The sequence below is a fragment of the Domibacillus iocasae genome (assembly GCF_001750285.1).
GTDB lineage: Bacteria > Bacillota > Bacilli > Bacillales > Domibacillaceae > Domibacillus > Domibacillus iocasae.
Window position 1 is genome coordinate 40,910 of sequence record NZ_MAMP01000006.1, and the last position, 17,248, is coordinate 58,157.

The following is a 17,248-nucleotide window of genomic DNA, read 5'->3' on the forward strand; positions in this document are numbered from 1 at the left end:
ATGAGTTTTAAAAACAAAGCAGAACTAAAAGAAGTCCAAGAAAAAGATTTAAAGTTAATACTAGACTGGCGTAATCAAGAATGGATCCGGGATTGCATGTATAACAGAGAGGTCATTTCAATGGAACAGCATCTAAAATGGTTTGAAAAACTTCAAAAAAGCGAAACATCGATTTCGAGGATATTTTATTATGGCGGTATACCATATGGGATTTTAAACGTAAACGATATTGATAAAGTAAACAAGCGTTGTGAATGGGGTTTTTATATTGGTTCAGAGGATGCCCTGAGAGGGATGGGTACAATACTCGGGTTTACATCCTTAAACTATATATTTAATCACATACCGGTTCGGAAAATATGTGCAGAAGTTATTGGTTCAAATAAAAAAAGCATCTCTTTTCATCGAAAAATGGGTTTTGTGCAAGAGGGATTGCTTCGGAAACAGATTGTTAGAGATGGTTTAGATGTTGATATAGTGTTATACGGGATGTTTAAAGAAGAGTGGTCTAAAAAATCTGCTCGCATTCAGATGAAAATCGAAGGAAGGTACGTATGAATACAATAACGATAGACGGCATTCAAATTGGACGGAAGAATGAACCATTTATTATTGCCGAAATGTCTGGAAACCATAATCAATCACTTGACCGCGCATTAGAGATTGTAGAAGCAGCCGCAAAGTCAGGTGCTCATGCATTAAAAATTCAAACATATACAGCTGATACGATGACATTAAATATTGAAAATCCTGATTTTCAAATTAATGATGAAAAAAGTTTGTGGAACGGACAAAAATTATATCAACTTTACCAGCAGGCGTACACACCATGGGAATGGCATAAGCCGATTTTTGAGCATGCGCGTAAACTTGGCATGATTCCATTCAGCACACCATTTGATGAAACAGCGGTAGATTTTCTAGAAGAGCTAAATGTACCGCTTTATAAAATTGCTTCATTTGAAAATACAGATATACCGCTTATTAAAAAAGTAGCTTCGACTGGAAAACCGATGATTGTATCAACGGGTATGGCGACTGTAGCTGAACTGGATGAATTGGTGGCCGCCGCAAGAGAAGCAGGCTGCAAAGACTTAATCCTGTTAAAATGTACAAGCACCTATCCGGCAACACCAGAGAATACCAATATCTCGACTATCCCACATATGAGAGAGTTATTTGATGTGCAGGTCGGTCTGTCAGATCATACAATGGGAACGGGAGTAGCAGTGGCAAGTGTAGCTCTCGGCGCAACGGTGATTGAAAAACACTTTACTCTTTCACGCGCAGATGGCGGTGTAGATTCTGCTTTTTCAATGGAACCAGAAGAAATGAAAGCCCTTGTAGTAGAAACAGAACGGGCATGGCAGGCAGTCGGCAGCATTACCTACGGACCGACGGAAAAAGAAAAAGCTTCATTAAAATTTAGACGGTCGATCTACGTGGCGAAGGATATAAAAGCCGGTGAAAAATTTACGAAAGAAAACATAAAAATTGTGCGGCCGGGGTATGGGCTTAAGCCGAAGTATTACGAGCAAGTGTTAAAGAGGGAAGCGAATAAAAATCTTATTGCAGGAACACCTCTTTCTTTTAAAGAGCTTTTTGAATAAAATTTTAATATCATAGTGTAATAGAGATAATGCATTTAAAAATACTTATCTATAGAGTTTAAAACCTGCTTGGGATTTTAAGAGGGTTTTAATGGATAGGAGCTGAAAAAATGGTGAAAATCTTACTCAATATATTTACGTCGGATATTCAGGAAGAAGATTTCTATGATCTAGCTAAACCTTATGATGAAGAAGGATACTCAGTTTATAATTTTAAGTTTCCGATCTCAGAATATTATTTAGATATGGTTGATACGTTATTGAATTATCTTTCGGCTGAACACAACGTATCACCATATGAAACTAAAATTGCCCTTCAATCAAATATATCCAATTTACTTGTTTCTTGGTATCGTCTATACAATGACGTTATTGATGATTTCATTCTGATTGATCGACACATGACCCATTTCCACTCCACGGATTTAGTGGAACGTTCAATAATTGATCAATTATCTTCTCTTGCAGCATTTGAACAGGATTCATGTCATAATCGCTTTTATTATCGCGTTTCCAAGCCAATTCCTCATAATATGCTTCAACCGTTTATGGAGAGTTATCAATATGATCTGCTAAAGCCTTTTGAAGAATTGAATTTACAGGCGGTTCACCCGAAAAAGAAGTTTGAAAAAGGTTATGTATTTAATAATTGGAGCTATAAAAGAGTGACTTCAGATGAAGCACCTGATGTAATCATCGATTTAAGCAAGCGGAGGGCATTTGAAAATAATATTCAAATTGATGAAATCAAAAGATCATCAGGGTTTTACTTCACTTTTCAATATATATTGGACTTGCCGATACATGCACTTCTAAAAGCAAAAATTGCGGGAATGATAAGTCAGAGAATGAGTGAAAGCGATAAATCCAAGGTAACAGAATACGCATTGAACTATTTATCAATCACAAAGTCTGAACTTCCTTTTAAGAAAATAATAAATATATATTCGTTTCTTGTATTAATCGGAACAGATAAAACAATAATGAAGCAAATGCTTAAATATCTAACTAAAGATGAAGATCATTTGGATGATCATTATGCTATTTTGACAAATGCCCTATTCTATCTGGCAAAAGCAAATCAGGAAGATTACGACGATTATTTTGTGGACCGCGTAGAAATTATGAGAAAGTTGAAAGAATATTATAAACCAGAATTCAAAATAAAAACTCGTCGCTCAGATAATCATTTAGTCATTGTAACCGGTCAACTACTTAGCTATAATCATGCGCCGACAAAAATTGCAATTGATTATGCGAATAATTTAATTAAATATCATCCAGAACTTAAAATTAAGATAGTAGTTGATGATATGTTTAATTATTCTCCAAACGAACTGTTTTTCGTACACCAATTTTCATCGGCCGAATCAATTGCACTTCGTGAGGAGCATAAAAAGTTATTAAATCCTTCGATTAAAGTATATTATTCAAATAGTAGCCTACCCCGCATTCAGCGACTAGAAAATGATATAAAGGCTATAACTGATTTTAGACCGCAATGGATTTTAAAAATAGGGGCGCCTGATAGCTTGGCTGTTGATCAATTGTATGATTATTATCCGGTTTCTAGTTTTTCGATGGCTAGAGCGGAGTATTCTGAATTTGTTGATCTATATACTGGTGGACATACTATAGAAACGATACAAAGGGAGTATTTAGAAAAAAATATAAAAGGTAGGGAATTTATTCAGCATAATGTAGGAATAGAACATAAAAAACCGAAAAAAATGACTAAATCTTTACTTGATATTCCTGATAGTCATTTTGTTTTGGTTACAGTAGGGAATCGCTTGGCAGCAGAGGTGACCGAAGAATTTGTTCATTTGATTGCTGATATATTGAAAAAGAATAGTAATATAACATGGTGTATTGTTGGATCTTCATCGCTTTCTTTAGTCGATTCTTTTTATAAGGATATGATTGAAAAGGGACAAATTAAATATTTTAATTATGTCTCGGAACTACTAGACTTTTATACAGCTTGTGATGTGTTCGTTAATCCATTTAGAAAAGCAGGTGGAAACAGTGCTGCTATGGCAATGAGCGTAGGGTTGCCTGTTGTAAGTTTAAATCATGAGAGTGATGTTATTGCTTATATAGGAATAGAAAACGGTGTAGACAAAGATTTTTTTGCTAGTGAAATAGATAAGTTATATTTAGATAAAGAATATTATAAGGCCAAATCTAAGTTGATGCAGGAAAGATTGAAAATGAATTTCAGTTTTGAACAAACTGTCAGTCAAATATTGAATTTACTAAAACAGTCTGAAATAAGAGCAAAAGATAGAGTGAAAAGGAGGTTATCGAATGATTAAAAAGCAGCAATTAAATGACTATAAGTATTTACTTGAAACAGTAGGGTATGCAGTAGTTCCTAATTTTCTTGATGTTGATACATGCGAGGAATTAAAAAGTAAATTAGTCAAGCAGATTAATAATTATAGTATGAAAGAGTCTGAACGGAGTAAACTAGATCGATATCTCCTTCATGATCTTTTAGCGCAAGATGTCTCTTTCGGAAAATTGTTGGAAGATAAACGATTGCAAAGTCTAATAGCACTTTTACTTGAAGAGTTCTGGATTATGTATGCTTTTACTTCTTCCTCATTGCCTCCTAATGAGAGCAATTATGGCGGACGCTTGCATGTAGATAGCCCAAGATTGATTAAAGATTATCCCACAAATGTAGGTGTGATATGGGCATTAGACCCTTTCACAAAAGAAAACGGCTGTACTAAAGTCCTGCCAGCTTCTCATCATAGCAAGACTGTACCGTCCGAAGAATTATTTGAAAAAAATGCACAAGATGTTATTTGTAATCAAGGTGACCTTATTATTTTTAATGCTAGAGTTTGGCATCGTGCAGGGTTCAATAATTCCAGTGAATGGAGACATTCATTAACTATGAATTGTTGCAGACCATTTATGAAACAAAGATTGGATTGGGTACGTCTCATACCTCAAGATATTGCAAATCAACTAAACGAGCAGGCAAGAAGAGTAATTGGATACGATACAAGGCTGCCAGTTAGCTTTGAAGAATTTTTTGTAGATGAAAAGTATCGTTTATATAAATCAGGGCAGGAGTGAAACAAATTGAAGATTACAAGAGATGAAGTTATAAAAGCGAACCAAGCTGTTCATTCACAGTTAGCAGCAGTATACAATACAAATGAACCACATTTCAGAGAAGAAAACGTGTTAAAAGTTACTAAAAACTTAAAAACCATTTCTGATAAATATATAAGTCCAAAACTTTTGGATATTGGATGTGGTACAGGTTTCATCATTGATATTGCGAAAAATCTTTTCACAGAAGTGCATGGAATTGATGCAACAGAAGAGATGATTGATAAAGTTAAAGTAGATACTGATAATATTACACTGCATCATGGAATTGCAGAGGAATTACCTTTTAAAGATAATGAATTTGATGTTGTTACTGCATATTCATTCATTCACCATCTATATAATTATACAGATGTTTTAAAAGAAGTGAATCGTGTATTAAAGCCAGGTGGAACATTTTACATCGATTTAGAACCGAACAAGTTATTTTGGGATGCTATTAAAGACCTGAAGTTGGACAACAAGTATTCTGATATTGTTGGAAAAGAGATTGACTCCGTCATAGCTACTGGTAAACAATTGAATGAAAAGTATGGAATTGATCCAGAAGATTTTGATAAAGCAGAATATCACAAAAACATTGTTGGGGGAATAGATCCGGAAAGATTTCTTCTTGACTTGAAAGAAGCAGGATTTTCAGAAAGCAACTATGAATTTGCATGGTTTTTAGGGGAAGGTCAATATGTCCACAATGAAAAAGAAGAGGTATATGAAGCTGTAAATTACTACTTGCAAAAAGTAGCCCCTTTATCCGCACATCTTTATAAATACGTTAAATTTGTCTCGGTAAAATGAGTGTTCCTAAGTTATTAATTATAGGTTCTAAAGACTTTGCACAATTGGTGAAGAATTTAGCGGTAGATGCAGGGTACGAGTTTATAGGGTTTATTGATGATTATAATAAAGGGAACAATATTGTAGGGACTACGAGTGAATTGAATGTAAACTTTGATAAACAAAATGTTCAAGTTGCAATCGGCATCGGCTACAATAATTTACCGGCTAGAAAAAGTGTCATTGGGAAGGTTTTAGACTTGGGCTTTGAAATGCCTAATTTAATTCATCCAAATGCATATATTGCTAGCAGTGTTCTACTTGGCAGCGGGAACATTATTATGAATAATGCAAGCATTGACCATTTTTCTAAAATAGGCGATGGAAATGTATTCTGGCCGGGTTCTATTATTAGTCATGATTGTAAGATGGGTGACAATAATTTTATATCTCCATCTGCCACAATTTGTGGTTTTTGTAAAATTAGTAATAGTAATTTTATAGGTGCAGGGGTAATACTTGTTGATCGAGTAACACTTTCGTCAGATAATTATATTAAAGCAGGTGCATTGGTAAAGAGGTGAATAATGAAGGTTGTAATTAATCAGTCTAATTATATACCATGGAAAGGCTATTTCGATTTAATTGCAAATGCCGATCTGTTTGTTTTTTTAGACAATGTACAGTATACGAAAAATGATTGGCGCAATAGGAATAAAATAATTACTGATAAAGGTTTAGAGTGGTTAACAATTCCTATTAATAATTCCATTACAGAAAATATAAATGATAAATATTTTATCAATGACAAGTGGAAAGTTAAACACTATAAAACAATACTGCAGCACTACCGCCATGCCCCTTTTTCTGAGGAATATAAGTTCTTGCTGGACTATTTATATATAAACAACAATCATAATAATTTGAGTCTATACAATATTGATTCAATCAAATTTATATCTCAAAAAATTCTCGGGTTGAAAACGGATTTTTTTGTTTTTGAAAGTGATAAAAAGTATGACGATCCTAATGATAGACTAATGGATATTTTATTATCTGTGAATGCAACAACATATCTCACAGGACCAGCAGCAAAAAATTATCTCAATGAAAAAATATTTGAACAAAACAATATCGATATTCACTATTATGAATATGGTCCTTACAAGAAATATTTACAAAAACATCCTGACTTTATAGATCATGTTTCAATACTAGATACGATTTTTACTTGTGGACCAAATACATTGGATTATATAACCTGATTTACGAAAAGGTGAAAAACATGACTGCAATTTTAATCACAGGCGGAGCGGGATTCATTGGATTAAATTTTCTTGAGAAAATGCTTAAGAAAGATATCCAAGTTATTAACTTGGATCTTCTCACGTATGCAGCCAATAGGCTTCAGTTAAAAGAACTTGATCATTTCGAAAACTATACATTTATTCAAGGCGATATTCGTGATTCAGAATTGCTGAATGAGATTTTTAGAAAGCATGAGATTCACGATGTTATTCACTTTGCGGCGGAGTCTCATGTGGATAATTCGATTGCTGGACCTGCTACATTCATTGAGACAAATATTAAGGGAACCTTTCAGTTGCTTGAGGCGGCGCGTCGTCATTGGATGGATGCGCCTTTTCAATATAAAAACGGGTATGAAAACTGTAGATTCTTACATGTTTCTACGGATGAAGTCTATGGCTCGCTTGGTGCAGAAGGCTTTTTTACGGAAGAAACACCGTATGCGCCAAATAGTCCATACAGTGCCAGCAAAGCATCGTCAGATATGCTTGTGCGCAGCTATCATCATACGTATGGGATGAATACGGTGATTACGAATTGTTCCAATAATTTTGGCCCATATCAGCATGATGAGAAGTTGATTCCGACGGTGATTCGTTCTGCTTTGCATCATCAGCTGATTCCGATTTATGGGGATGGTCAAAATGTACGCGACTGGCTGTTTGTTGAAGATCATTGCCGTGCGTTGGGAGTGATTTTTGAGAAGGCAGAACCAGGTGCGCATTATAATATTGGCGGCAATAATGAGAAGAATAATCTGGAGTTAGTTACAGAGATTTGTCGTGTGCTGGACCAGCTGATTCCTTCTTCCCGATTGTCGTCGTATAAAGAGCTGATCACGTTTGTGAACGATCGTCCTGGTCATGATCAGCGTTATGCAATTGATACAGCCAAATTGAAGCGGAATCTTGGATGGGAACCGTCTGCTAATTTTGAAGCGAATTTAATCTACACAGTTTGCTGGTACATAAATAAATATGGCTTTACAGCTGTAAGATAGCCGGTAAGGAGCAAGTAATGATTCCTTTTAATATTCCTCTTCGTGTTGAAAAAGAGATTAATTACATTCAACAAGTCTTAAACAATAAAAAAATCTCTGGTGACGGTGAATTTACGAAACGATGCCATGAATGGCTTGAAAGAAATTTTCAAGCGAAAAAAGCGCTTTTGACGACATCCTGCACACATGCGCTTGAAATGGCTGCGTTGCTTCTTGATATTCAAGAAGGGGATGAAGTAATTATGCCGTCTTATACATTCGTTTCAACGGCAAATGCGTTTGTATTACGTGGGGCGAAAATTGTTTTTGTCGATGTGCGACCGGATACAATGAACATCGATGAAACCAAAATTGAAGCGGCCATTACAGAAAGGACGAAAGTAATTTTGCCGGTACACTATGCCGGTGTTTCCTGTGAAATGGATATGATTATGGAATTAGCAGAACGGTACAATTTATTTGTCGTAGAAGATGCGGCTCAGGGTGTGATGAGCAAATATAAAGGAAAAGCTCTCGGCACTATTGGACATTTAGGTGCGTATAGTTTTCACGAAACGAAAAACTATTCTTGTGGTGAAGGCGGTGCTCTCCTTATTAACGATGATAGATTCATAGAACGATCTGAAATTATCAGGGAAAAAGGAACGAACCGCTCGCGGTTTTTGCGTGGACAAGTTGATAAATATTCATGGGTAGATGTAGGATCTTCTTATTTGCCTTCTGAGTTAAACGCAGCTATGCTTTTAGCGCAGCTTGAGCAGGCTGAAAAAGTAAATGAGCAAAGAAAGCTTCTATGGGAAACCTATTATCGTTTGTTAAAACTGCTCGACTTGGAATTACAAGATGTACCTGAACACTGTGAAGCAAACGGTCATTTGTTTTATATGAAGACAGCTGATTTACAGGAGCGGACAACATTGATTGATTATTTGAGCCGACATGAAGTATATGCAGCTTTTCATTATGTTCCGCTTCATACATCAGAGGCAGGAAAGAAATTCAGTGTTTTTTCCGGTGAGGATCAATATACGACAATGGAAAGTGAACGTCTTTTGCGTCTGCCAATGTATTATTCACTTTCTATTAAAGAAGTAGAAATGATTTGTGAACTGATCCATCGCTTTTACGAGGGGGTGCGGTCGTGAAGGGGATCATTCTTGCTGGGGGAAGCGGTACCCGGCTTTATCCGTTGACCCAAGTTATATCGAAACAGCTGCTACCGGTCTACAATAAGCCGATGATTTACTATCCGCTCTCAGTGTTGATGTTGGCGGGGATTCGGGATATTTTGATTATTTCAACGCCAACGGACATTGAGCTCTTTCGGCAGCTGTTTAAAGATGGATCTCATCTTGGTCTGAGGATGGAATACGCATTGCAGGCAGAACCTAAAGGATTGGCAGAGTCATTTGTTATTGGAGAAGAGTTTATAGGCAATGAGCCGGTTGCGTTGATTCTTGGCGACAATATTTTTCATGGTCACGGCATGACAACGATGTTGGAAGAAGCTGCACAATTAACGGAGGGGGCATCTATATTTGCCTATGCCGTAAAAGATCCGCACCGGTTTGGTGTTGTCGAAGTAGACAATGACCGCCGTGCTATAACTTTGGAAGAAAAGCCTGTTGAACCGAAATCGAATCTCGCGGTGACCGGTCTTTACTTTTATGATTCTTCGGTTGTTGATATTGCCAAAAGCCTCCAGCCATCTCAACGGGGAGAACTTGAGATTACGGATGTGAATAAGGTCTTTATGGAACGCGGTCATCTGCATGTGAAGCAACTTGGGCGCGGTTACGCGTGGCTTGATGCAGGAACGCATGAATCACTATTACAGGCTTCAACGTTTATTGAAGCAATTGAGAGCAGGCAGAGTCTAATGGTTGGTTGTATTGAAGAGATTGCCTGGCGGAAAGGATATATTTCTGATGAACAGCTTCTTGCACTTGCAAAGGAGTATGAAAAGAGTCATTATGGGGAGTATTTGATGAGTTTATTTTAAAGGCGGAGTTATGAATGCAGAATACGTATAAGAAAACTATTCTATATAATCTGGGTAAAATGGAATATATTTTATCTGAATTGTTGAATCATAAAAAGAAAAGAGTTCCTATTTTTAATAAACTTGTTGATGCTTTTGTTTTGATCAATAATACAATTGAATCTTATGATGATGATTTGAAAGCAAAATCGGAATCAGCAAGGACGAATTTAAGTAATCTTCTTGTAGACTCTATCGAAGCTTATAATAAAAAGAAGCATTCAGAGTTTGCCTCTTTACTTGGCGCAATTAAAAATGAGTTCGTCCAATGGTCTGATTTTACAAAGGAACATTGTAAATTTAAAGTGATTGTATTTGGTGTCAATCATACGATAATGCAAATTCAAAATATAGTCGATTCAAGTAAGGCGGATATTGTTTGTCTTGCAGATGACACAGGTGAGCATCTTGGTAAAGTGTTAAATGATATTCAAATTAATGAATTAGGTGCTGCTGTCCAGAATCCATTTGATTTTATGATCTCTGCACCTTGCTTTCTTGAAGGAGCATGATATTAAGCCAATTACACTTGTCTGTCCAGTTACGAAACTGTATCAAGCATTTACACCTCTCTCTTTTCAGCAGGAGCTAAACGAGGTTATTGATGAAATGCAAACGCAGTATAAGTTTCAATTTCTTGATTATTATCACTCCGCTGAATTCGACGACTCCGACTTTTACGATCCTCGCACATGAACAAAAGGGCGCGAATAAAATGACGAACATCTTAAATCGGGATATTGAGTGGTAAGTCTATGCGCTTGACTGTATGGTATAGTCAGCACAAATTCGACATTGCTTCTCGCTGCGGTGGTTTTGTCATTTGCGGCTAAAGGCGTAATGTACTACTGTGGCGGCGACCGGTTCTTGATGCCGGCGCTTACGAAAAAAGTTCAAGAGTGGAAACAGAATCATCCGCGCAAGCATATGCCGAAAAGTGGGAGAAGATCCCCTGCATTTTCACTGATAGAAATCAAATGATCCTGGTCATAAACGATTTCATGGGTTCATCCACGGACGGTCTTGCCAGACAGCGAATTTATACCGCGAATGCGCCATCACAAACGTAATGAAGGACAGCTTCATATTCACGCCGCAGTTCTGCTACATAGGAACGCACCGTGCTTTCTCCGACTTTGATCTCCGGAACACGCTCTTTCAGCCAATCATGCACTTGAGCAGAAGACATATCCGGATGTTCACGCAGCCAGCTTAAAATCCAGCTCCTGTAGGGGGTCTAGCTTCCTTTTTTTCTTCTGGATAGTATTTACCCATTCATTTGCCTCTTCAAAAGACATCCTAGGTACTTGTAAACTGTGTTGCGGGACAGGCCTACTTTTCTAGTAATTGCCGAAACACTAAATCCTTCCTTATGTAAATCATGCACTTTTACATACATTCTTAACTTTTCCACCCTTCTGACTCCTCCATATCCACTGTTTTCTTTTAATTCAATAGTAGCGGATAGGGCGAGCTTTTTTTGCAGAAAGTTGTTCAAAAGGTCAAACGGTATCCGTTAATTAAATTCTAGCAGTTACAAGGAGATTACTTTTGTTATAGATGTATTTGAGGAGAGTAAATCAAAAAGAATTGGTTGTTTCTCTATACTATTTGACAAAAAGCAACCAGCTGAGCCCAAAAAGGATTTCTTATTTTTATGTGTCATAAGATGAAAAAACTAGTCTTTGGAATACGGGTGCCTATCTAGAACGTATATTTTTCTGGGAAAGTTTTCACAACCAAACAGTTAAAAGTAGTAAATTTCATTCCTTTAATAAAAGAGATAGAGACAACAAAGAGTTTTAACCACGTGTTGAGTGAAAGAACCATCTTATTTGCCGGCACAGAGCAATAAAATTAAAAGACCTGGATGGTGTTTTATTTTAAGTTCATTCCCTTCAGGCGATATTAACATGGTGTTTTTGATGAAGAGAAGTTGCGTATGGAAAAACATAAAGGAATCAGAACTACGAGTGTTCAGAGAAATCGAATCGGCTAATTTTCCAGCAAAGCGTGAACGTTGAAAAAGATTTTTCTGAACGCCTTCTTTGGTAGACAGATGTCCATTACCTTAATTCCGCCAGCTGAACAATTTTTCGTCAAAATATTGTCTGTGGAATACGGTCAGTAATGCTTTTTTTATCTAATATCCTGCTAGAACACTTATTTTTTGTTAGTATTACCTTTTACTCATTTATTTGTCTATTATCTGAATTTATATTATACTTATATCATAAAAAACCAAGTGAAAAAGGCAAACTATGGGAAACTATAGGACGCAAAGCCATGGGCCTGTATCATGTTAACTAGTTAACGTGAATGGTAGCCGGTTACCACAAGGAATCATAGTCTTATAGACTGATGAACCTTGTTAAGGTTCATTTTTTATTTGGTTTAAAAAAGAAAGGTGAGACTTTTATATGAGTAAACAGGTAGGTAGGAAGTTGTCGATTCTGGCTGTTCTTCTGCTTTTACTTCAGTTGGTGTCTCCTGCTGTTAATGCTTTGGCGGAAACAAACAGCAGCATGCTGCCGCCGAGTAATCTGGCTGCACAGATGGTGACACCGGATGACGTTAAATTGACATGGAGTACGGTTCATGGAGCCACGGGATATAATGTGTATGAAATTAAAGAGGGGCAGCTTGTTCTTCTCGGAAAGACGACAGCGGCCAGTTACAGTTTAAACAATATGGCAGAAGGGTCGTACCGCTACGTTGTGTCGACGTTAAGTGCAGACGGGGAGTCTGGTCCGTCAGCGCCGTTGACAGTAGAAGTAGTATATCCAGAGATGGCGGCGCCGACTGCAGTAACGCAAACGGTTAAAAACGGAAACGACATTGTCTTAAGCTGGGGTGCGTCTGCGTATACAGAAAAGTATAATGTTTATCAGATTTCAGAGGATGGCAGGAAAACCCTCGTTACGTCTACAACAGCAAGAACGTACACTGTAACGAATGCGCCGGAAGGAAAATATACGTATGCCGTTTCAGCGAGCAATTCTTTGTACGGTGAATCAGTGCTGTCTGATTCCGTTCAAGCAGAAATCATTCATCCAGTCATGACTGCACCGGCTAATTTTACGTATACGGTTGCAAACGGGAATGATGTCACATTTAAATGGGATGCTGTTCCTTATGCGACAAACTACAAGCTTTACCAAATTGTCGATGGACAGGCAGTGTTAAAAAGTACATCGGCCGCTGCAACGGTGAAATTAACAAACGTCCCTGCCGGTGACTTTGTATATGAAATCCGTTCTAACAGCGACCGCTTTGGTGAGTCGGCAGAAGGAAGCCGAGCTTCTCTAACGGTGGAAGGCGTCGCACTTGAGGCGCCAGGAAATGCAGCGCACGTCATTAAAAATGGAAACGATATTGTTTTAAGCTGGAGTAGCGCGGTCAATGCGACAAGCTATAAAGTGTATCAAATTGTGGACGGTCAAAAAGTGTTGAAAAGCACCGTAGCCGGCACATCTGCAACATATACAAATATGCCAGCGGGTGATTATGTGTATGAAATTCACTCATACAGTGACCGTTTTGGTGAATCATTAGAAGGCGGTACGGTTTCATTTACGTTGGAGGCCATTGCGATGACTGCGCCGGGTCAATTTTCTTCAAGTGTGAAAAACGGCAATGATATTGCGCTGACATGGGAAAGTGTTCCTTACGCAACAAGCTACAAAGTATATCAAGTCAGTGCGACAGGTCAAAAAACGTTAAAAAGTAATGTAACAGGAACAGCGGTAACGTATGCAAATCAGCCGGAGGGCGATTATAAATACGAAGTTTATTCCTATTCAACCCGTTTTGGCGAATCAGTAGAGGGAAGCAGTCTTTCTCTTTCACTTGTCCATCCCGAGATGGCTGCACCCGCTAATTTGAAAGAAACGATTAAATCAAACACTTCTTTCACGTTGGCATGGGATACGGTGGATTATGCCACTAGTTATAAAGTGTATCAAATATCGGGCGATCAAAAAGTATTGAAAAGCAATACAGCCAGCACAAGTGCAACATATTCAAACATGCCGGCTGGTGAATACACGTATGTTGTTTACGCATCATCATCCAGATTTGGTGATTCGGCTGAGGGATCAACGGTGGCCTTTACGTTAAACGGTGAGACAATGACAGCACCGACAAATGTTACTCATACTATTTTAAACGGGAATGATATCCGTTTGAGCTGGACGGGAACGAATTATGCGACAGGCTATAAAATTTATCAAATTATAAATGGAGAAAAAGTATTGAAGAATACAATTACCGGAACCGCTATTGCCTATTCAAATATGCCGGCTGGTGATTATCAGTATGTGGTGCATTCCTATTCTACAACTCACGGGGAGTCAACAGAAGGAGCAGCAATATCCATCTCGCTTGTGCATCCGATCATGAAGAGTCCTGAAAATGTTACACACAAATTTTTAAATGGAAACGACCTTGCTTTTTATTGGAATGCTTCAACGTATGCAACAAGCTACAAATTATACGAAGTAATTGATGGGGAGAAAGTGTTAAAAGCAACAGTGTCATCATTGTCTGCATCAATTCCTAAAGTAACATTCGGCAATCATGTATATGAAATTCATTCGGTCAGTTCACGTTTTGGCGAGTCAGCTGAAGGCACGAGGGTGAGTGTTGACATGAATGAGATCATTATGCCAGCGCCGGAAAATGTCACATCCAGCACTGTAAATGGGAATGATGTTATTTTAAGATGGAATGCCACAACCTATGCCACAGCTTATAAAGTGTATCAAGTAAAAAATGGAGAACGTGAACTTGTCCGGACTGTTACAGGGACAGCTGCTTCATTTGTCAACGCGGCTGAAGGGGATTACACGTACGAAATTCACTCCTATAGTGATCGCTTTGGTGAATCGCCTGAAGGCAGTGAAATTTCACTAACAATTGTATTCCCGGTGATGCAGGCGCCAGCTAACGCGACGTCTTCCATTGCAAACGGAAATGACATTGTTTTAAGGTGGAATGCTTCAACCTATGCGACAGCATATAACGTTTATCAAGTGAAAAACGGACAGAAAGAATTCGTGAAAACAGTAGCCGGGACAGTCTTGTCGCTTCCTAACATGACTGAAGGCGACTATACCTACGAGGTTCATTCGTATAGCAGCCGGTTTGATGAATCACCGGAAGGAAGCACAATCAAACTGACGCTAACATGGCCTGTTGTACAGCCGCCGTCATTAAGCGGTACGGTATTCAACGCAAACAACATAACACTCACATGGAAAACCGTTCCTTGGGCAAATGAATACCGTGTGTATCAAATAACAAATAGCGAAAGAAAGCTTATTTACAAAGGAACAGCATTGACACAAAAAGTGTACAATTTGACAGAAGATACTCATTCTTTCGAAGTAACAGCTTACAACACACGCTTTGGTGAATCGGTTCCTTCCGAGAAGGTTACGGAAAGAATTGTGTATCCTGTAATGCAGTCGCCAGCTGCGACACTGACGTTGACAAGTGAGACAAGTGCGCGCATCGTATGGGACTTTGTTACGTATGCGAATGGCTATAATATTTATGAGCTTATTAACGGGAAGCCAGTGCTTGTAGCAGAAAAAGTGAATAACCTATCTTACACAGTTTCGAATTTGTCTTATGCGAATCACGAATATTATGTAACGTCTTACAGTAACTCGTTTGGTGAATCTGAACCGTCCAACGCGGTATTGGCGAAGCTAATCGTTGATACGGAAGCGCCAGTTACAAAAGCGGAAGCACCGGCTGGCTGGACGAATCAAAAAGCTGAGATTACATTATCAGCAACAGATAATGAAACAGGTGTGGCTGGCACCTACTATGCAGTAAACGGCAGTGAGTATACAGCCGGTACGTCTTTGGCGGTTGAAGAAGAAGGTGTGCATAACATTTCTTTCTACTCCGTCGATAAAGTTGGCAATAAAGAAGCCGTCCAGACAATTGCAGTGAAAATAGATAAAACTGCACCGGTAACAAAAACAGAAGAGCCTAATACTTGGAGCAAAGAGAATGTGACTGTGAAATTGACAGCGTCCGATGAAGCAAGCGGTGTGGAGCAGACATTCTATTCGGTCAACGGCTCTGAATATGCAGAAGGTACGTCTCTCACTATAGAAAAAGAAGGCATTAGTACAGTTTCTTATTATTCTGTCGATAAGGCAGGCAATAAAGAAAATGTACAAGCAGTTGAAGTGAAAGTGGACAAAACTGCGCCAGTTACAAAAGCGGATGCTCCGGATACGTGGAGCAAAGAAGATGTAACAGTGAAACTCGTAGCGTCTGATGAGGCGAGTGGTGTAGAGCAGACCTTCTATTCGATTAATGGCTCTGACTACACAGAAGGTACAACTTTTACAGTAGAAAAAGAAGGCATTAATAAAGTGTCATTCTACTCTGTGGATAAAGCAGGCAACAAAGAGGCTGTGCAAACAGTGGAAGTGAAAGTGGATAAAACAGCACCGGTTACGGAGTCTGATGCTTCAGACAACTGGCTGAAGGAAGATACAGTGGTTCAGTTGACAGCAACAGACAAAGCGAGCGGCACGGCGAAAACATACTACTCTATCGATGGATCTGAGTATGCACAAGGAACAAGTTTTACTATAAGTAAGGAAGGCGTCACAAATGTTTCTTTCTACACAGTCGATCAAGCTGGAAATGCTGAAGAAGCAAAAACAATCGAAGTAAAAGTTGATAAAACGACACCAGTAATTTCCTGGAATTTATCGGAGGAATATGCACTCGGAACGTCGCTGAATTTAACATATAAAGCAGAGGATGTTAAATCGGGCATTGCTGCTGAATCATTAATGTTAAATGGCCAAGCCTACAAGAACGGCGATGCCGTGACATTGAGCCAGCCGGGAACATACGAAGTTGTTGTTACGGTTACAGATAAAGCGGGCTGGACGACAACAATCAAAAAGACACTTGTTGTTTATATCCCAGCATCTATTGATGTTAACCCGGGCATCATTAAGCAAAATTCCGGTGTTATTACGGTGCAGGTTACTGTGCCAAAAGGATTCAACCCAGCACAATTTGACCTCGGCAGTGCCAAGCTCAGCGGTGTTTCTGCTAATACAGGAACGAATGGACTCGAGCAGCAAGCGAAGAAAGGACAATTCAAGTTTAACCGAGAAGATTTCACTTGGAACCCTGGAACTGTCAAAGCCGAATTCCGTGGCATGCTGAACGGCTATCTTGTGGTTGGAAGCAAGAATGTTGAGGTTAAGTAAATCAATTGTGCAGTTAAAATAAGTTTTTTTTAGATCCTGGCTCAGCCAGGATCTTTTTTAGTTGGCAGATATTTATAATATAAAGTATTTGTGAATTAGTGAGCAAACTATATTCAAAAGCTAAAAAGTC

Annotated in this window: 14 protein-coding genes and 1 riboswitch; of the genes, 12 read left to right on the forward strand and 2 right to left on the reverse strand. The window is 38.4% G+C overall.

Translation table 11 applies throughout. The features are described from left to right. The 11 genes from pseH (at position 1) to BA724_RS03110 (ending at position 10,377) form a co-directional block, all read left to right on the forward strand. Positions 1 to 558 carry a UDP-4-amino-4,6-dideoxy-N-acetyl-beta-L-altrosamine N-acetyltransferase gene (gene pseH / locus BA724_RS03060; RefSeq protein ID WP_069937220.1) on the forward strand — a complete coding sequence of 186 codons (558 nt, stop codon included), beginning with the start codon at positions 1 to 3 and terminating at the stop codon, positions 556 to 558. Further along, positions 555 to 1,610 (forward strand): pseudaminic acid synthase, encoded by a 1,056-nt coding sequence (gene pseI / locus BA724_RS03065; protein ID WP_069937221.1) that lies wholly within the window; start codon positions 555 to 557, stop codon positions 1,608 to 1,610. The genes pseH and pseI overlap by 4 nt, the downstream gene beginning before the upstream one ends. A gap of 110 nt (positions 1,611 to 1,720) precedes the next feature. Continuing rightward, positions 1,721 to 3,928, forward strand: a complete 2,208-nt coding sequence (locus BA724_RS03070; protein WP_069937222.1) for a glycosyltransferase — start codon at positions 1,721 to 1,723, stop codon at positions 3,926 to 3,928. Next, a complete protein-coding gene (locus BA724_RS03075) occupies positions 3,921 to 4,703 on the forward strand; it encodes a phytanoyl-CoA dioxygenase family protein (protein ID WP_069937223.1) in 783 nt (260 codons plus the stop codon). Before BA724_RS03070 ends, BA724_RS03075 begins: the two co-directional genes overlap by 8 nt. A gap of 6 nt (positions 4,704 to 4,709) precedes the next feature. Then, positions 4,710 to 5,537, forward strand: a complete 828-nt coding sequence (locus BA724_RS03080) for a class I SAM-dependent methyltransferase (protein WP_069937224.1) — start codon at positions 4,710 to 4,712, stop codon at positions 5,535 to 5,537. Next, positions 5,534 to 6,100 (forward strand): PglD-related sugar-binding protein, encoded by a 567-nt coding sequence (locus tag BA724_RS03085; RefSeq protein WP_069937225.1) that lies wholly within the window; start codon positions 5,534 to 5,536, stop codon positions 6,098 to 6,100. The genes BA724_RS03080 and BA724_RS03085 overlap by 4 nt, the downstream gene beginning before the upstream one ends. Positions 6,101 to 6,103: 3 nt before the next feature. Beyond that, positions 6,104 to 6,781, forward strand: a complete 678-nt coding sequence (locus BA724_RS03090) for a WbqC family protein (RefSeq protein WP_083256023.1) — start codon at positions 6,104 to 6,106, stop codon at positions 6,779 to 6,781. 20 nt (positions 6,782 to 6,801) lie between these two features. Beyond that, the gene (gene rfbB / locus BA724_RS03095) at positions 6,802 to 7,824 is read left to right on the forward strand and encodes a dTDP-glucose 4,6-dehydratase (protein WP_069937227.1); all 1,023 of its coding nucleotides are present in this window, start codon (positions 6,802 to 6,804) and stop codon (positions 7,822 to 7,824) included. Positions 7,825 to 7,841: 17 nt separating this feature from the next. After that, positions 7,842 to 8,969, forward strand: coding sequence for a dTDP-4-amino-4,6-dideoxygalactose transaminase (gene rffA, locus BA724_RS03100; RefSeq protein ID WP_069937228.1), 1,128 nt, complete (start codon positions 7,842 to 7,844; stop codon positions 8,967 to 8,969). Further along, on the forward strand, positions 8,966 to 9,826 hold the full coding sequence (gene rfbA / locus BA724_RS03105; RefSeq protein WP_069937229.1) for a glucose-1-phosphate thymidylyltransferase RfbA: 861 nt from the start codon (positions 8,966 to 8,968) through the stop codon (positions 9,824 to 9,826). Before rffA ends, rfbA begins: the two co-directional genes overlap by 4 nt. A 14-nt stretch (positions 9,827 to 9,840) precedes the next feature. Further along, a complete protein-coding gene (locus tag BA724_RS03110; protein ID WP_069937230.1) occupies positions 9,841 to 10,377 on the forward strand; it encodes a hypothetical protein in 537 nt (178 codons plus the stop codon). A gap of 527 nt (positions 10,378 to 10,904) precedes the next feature. On the opposite strand, the gene BA724_RS19185 is transcribed toward BA724_RS03110, so the two are convergent. Together BA724_RS19185 and BA724_RS19190 are read right to left on the reverse strand one after the other, a co-directional pair. Next, complete coding sequence (locus tag BA724_RS19185; protein ID WP_169818481.1) at positions 10,905 to 11,054, reverse strand: hypothetical protein; 150 nt, start codon at positions 11,052 to 11,054, stop codon at positions 10,905 to 10,907. Between the two features lie 78 nt (positions 11,055 to 11,132). Next, the gene (locus BA724_RS19190) at positions 11,133 to 11,264 is read right to left on the reverse strand and encodes a helix-turn-helix domain-containing protein (RefSeq protein WP_425388979.1); all 132 of its coding nucleotides are present in this window, start codon (positions 11,262 to 11,264) and stop codon (positions 11,133 to 11,135) included. 844 nt (positions 11,265 to 12,108) lie between these two features. After that, a riboswitch (cyclic di-GMP riboswitch) is annotated at positions 12,109 to 12,203 on the forward strand. Between the two features lie 82 nt (positions 12,204 to 12,285). On the opposite strand from BA724_RS19190, the gene BA724_RS03115 reads away from it, so the two are divergent. Further along, the gene (locus tag BA724_RS03115; protein ID WP_069937231.1) at positions 12,286 to 17,118 is read left to right on the forward strand and encodes an OmpL47-type beta-barrel domain-containing protein; all 4,833 of its coding nucleotides are present in this window, start codon (positions 12,286 to 12,288) and stop codon (positions 17,116 to 17,118) included. Positions 17,119 to 17,248 lie beyond the last annotated feature (130 nt).

Excerpts from the sequence above, each read along its gene's own strand:
- BA724_RS19185 (WP_169818481.1), bottom strand. The coding sequence starts at position 11,054 with ATGTCTTCTGCTCAAGTGCATGATTGGCTGAAAGAGCGTGTTCCGGAG.
- pseI (WP_069937221.1), top strand. The coding sequence starts at position 555 with ATGAATACAATAACGATAGACGGCATTCAAATTGGACGGAAGAATGAA.
- BA724_RS03110 (WP_069937230.1), top strand. The coding sequence starts at position 9,841 with ATGCAGAATACGTATAAGAAAACTATTCTATATAATCTGGGTAAAATG.
- pseH (WP_069937220.1), top strand. The coding sequence starts at position 1 with ATGAGTTTTAAAAACAAAGCAGAACTAAAAGAAGTCCAAGAAAAAGAT.
- BA724_RS19190 (WP_425388979.1), bottom strand. The coding sequence starts at position 11,264 with ATGTATGTAAAAGTGCATGATTTACATAAGGAAGGATTTAGTGTTTCG.
- BA724_RS03075 (WP_069937223.1), top strand. The coding sequence starts at position 3,921 with ATGATTAAAAAGCAGCAATTAAATGACTATAAGTATTTACTTGAAACA.
- BA724_RS03090 (WP_083256023.1), top strand. The coding sequence starts at position 6,104 with ATGAAGGTTGTAATTAATCAGTCTAATTATATACCATGGAAAGGCTAT.
- BA724_RS03070 (WP_069937222.1), top strand. The coding sequence starts at position 1,721 with ATGGTGAAAATCTTACTCAATATATTTACGTCGGATATTCAGGAAGAA.
- rffA (WP_069937228.1), top strand. The coding sequence starts at position 7,842 with ATGATTCCTTTTAATATTCCTCTTCGTGTTGAAAAAGAGATTAATTAC.
- rfbB (WP_069937227.1), top strand. The coding sequence starts at position 6,802 with ATGACTGCAATTTTAATCACAGGCGGAGCGGGATTCATTGGATTAAAT.
- BA724_RS03085 (WP_069937225.1), top strand. The coding sequence starts at position 5,534 with ATGAGTGTTCCTAAGTTATTAATTATAGGTTCTAAAGACTTTGCACAA.
- BA724_RS03115 (WP_069937231.1), top strand. The coding sequence starts at position 12,286 with ATGAGTAAACAGGTAGGTAGGAAGTTGTCGATTCTGGCTGTTCTTCTG.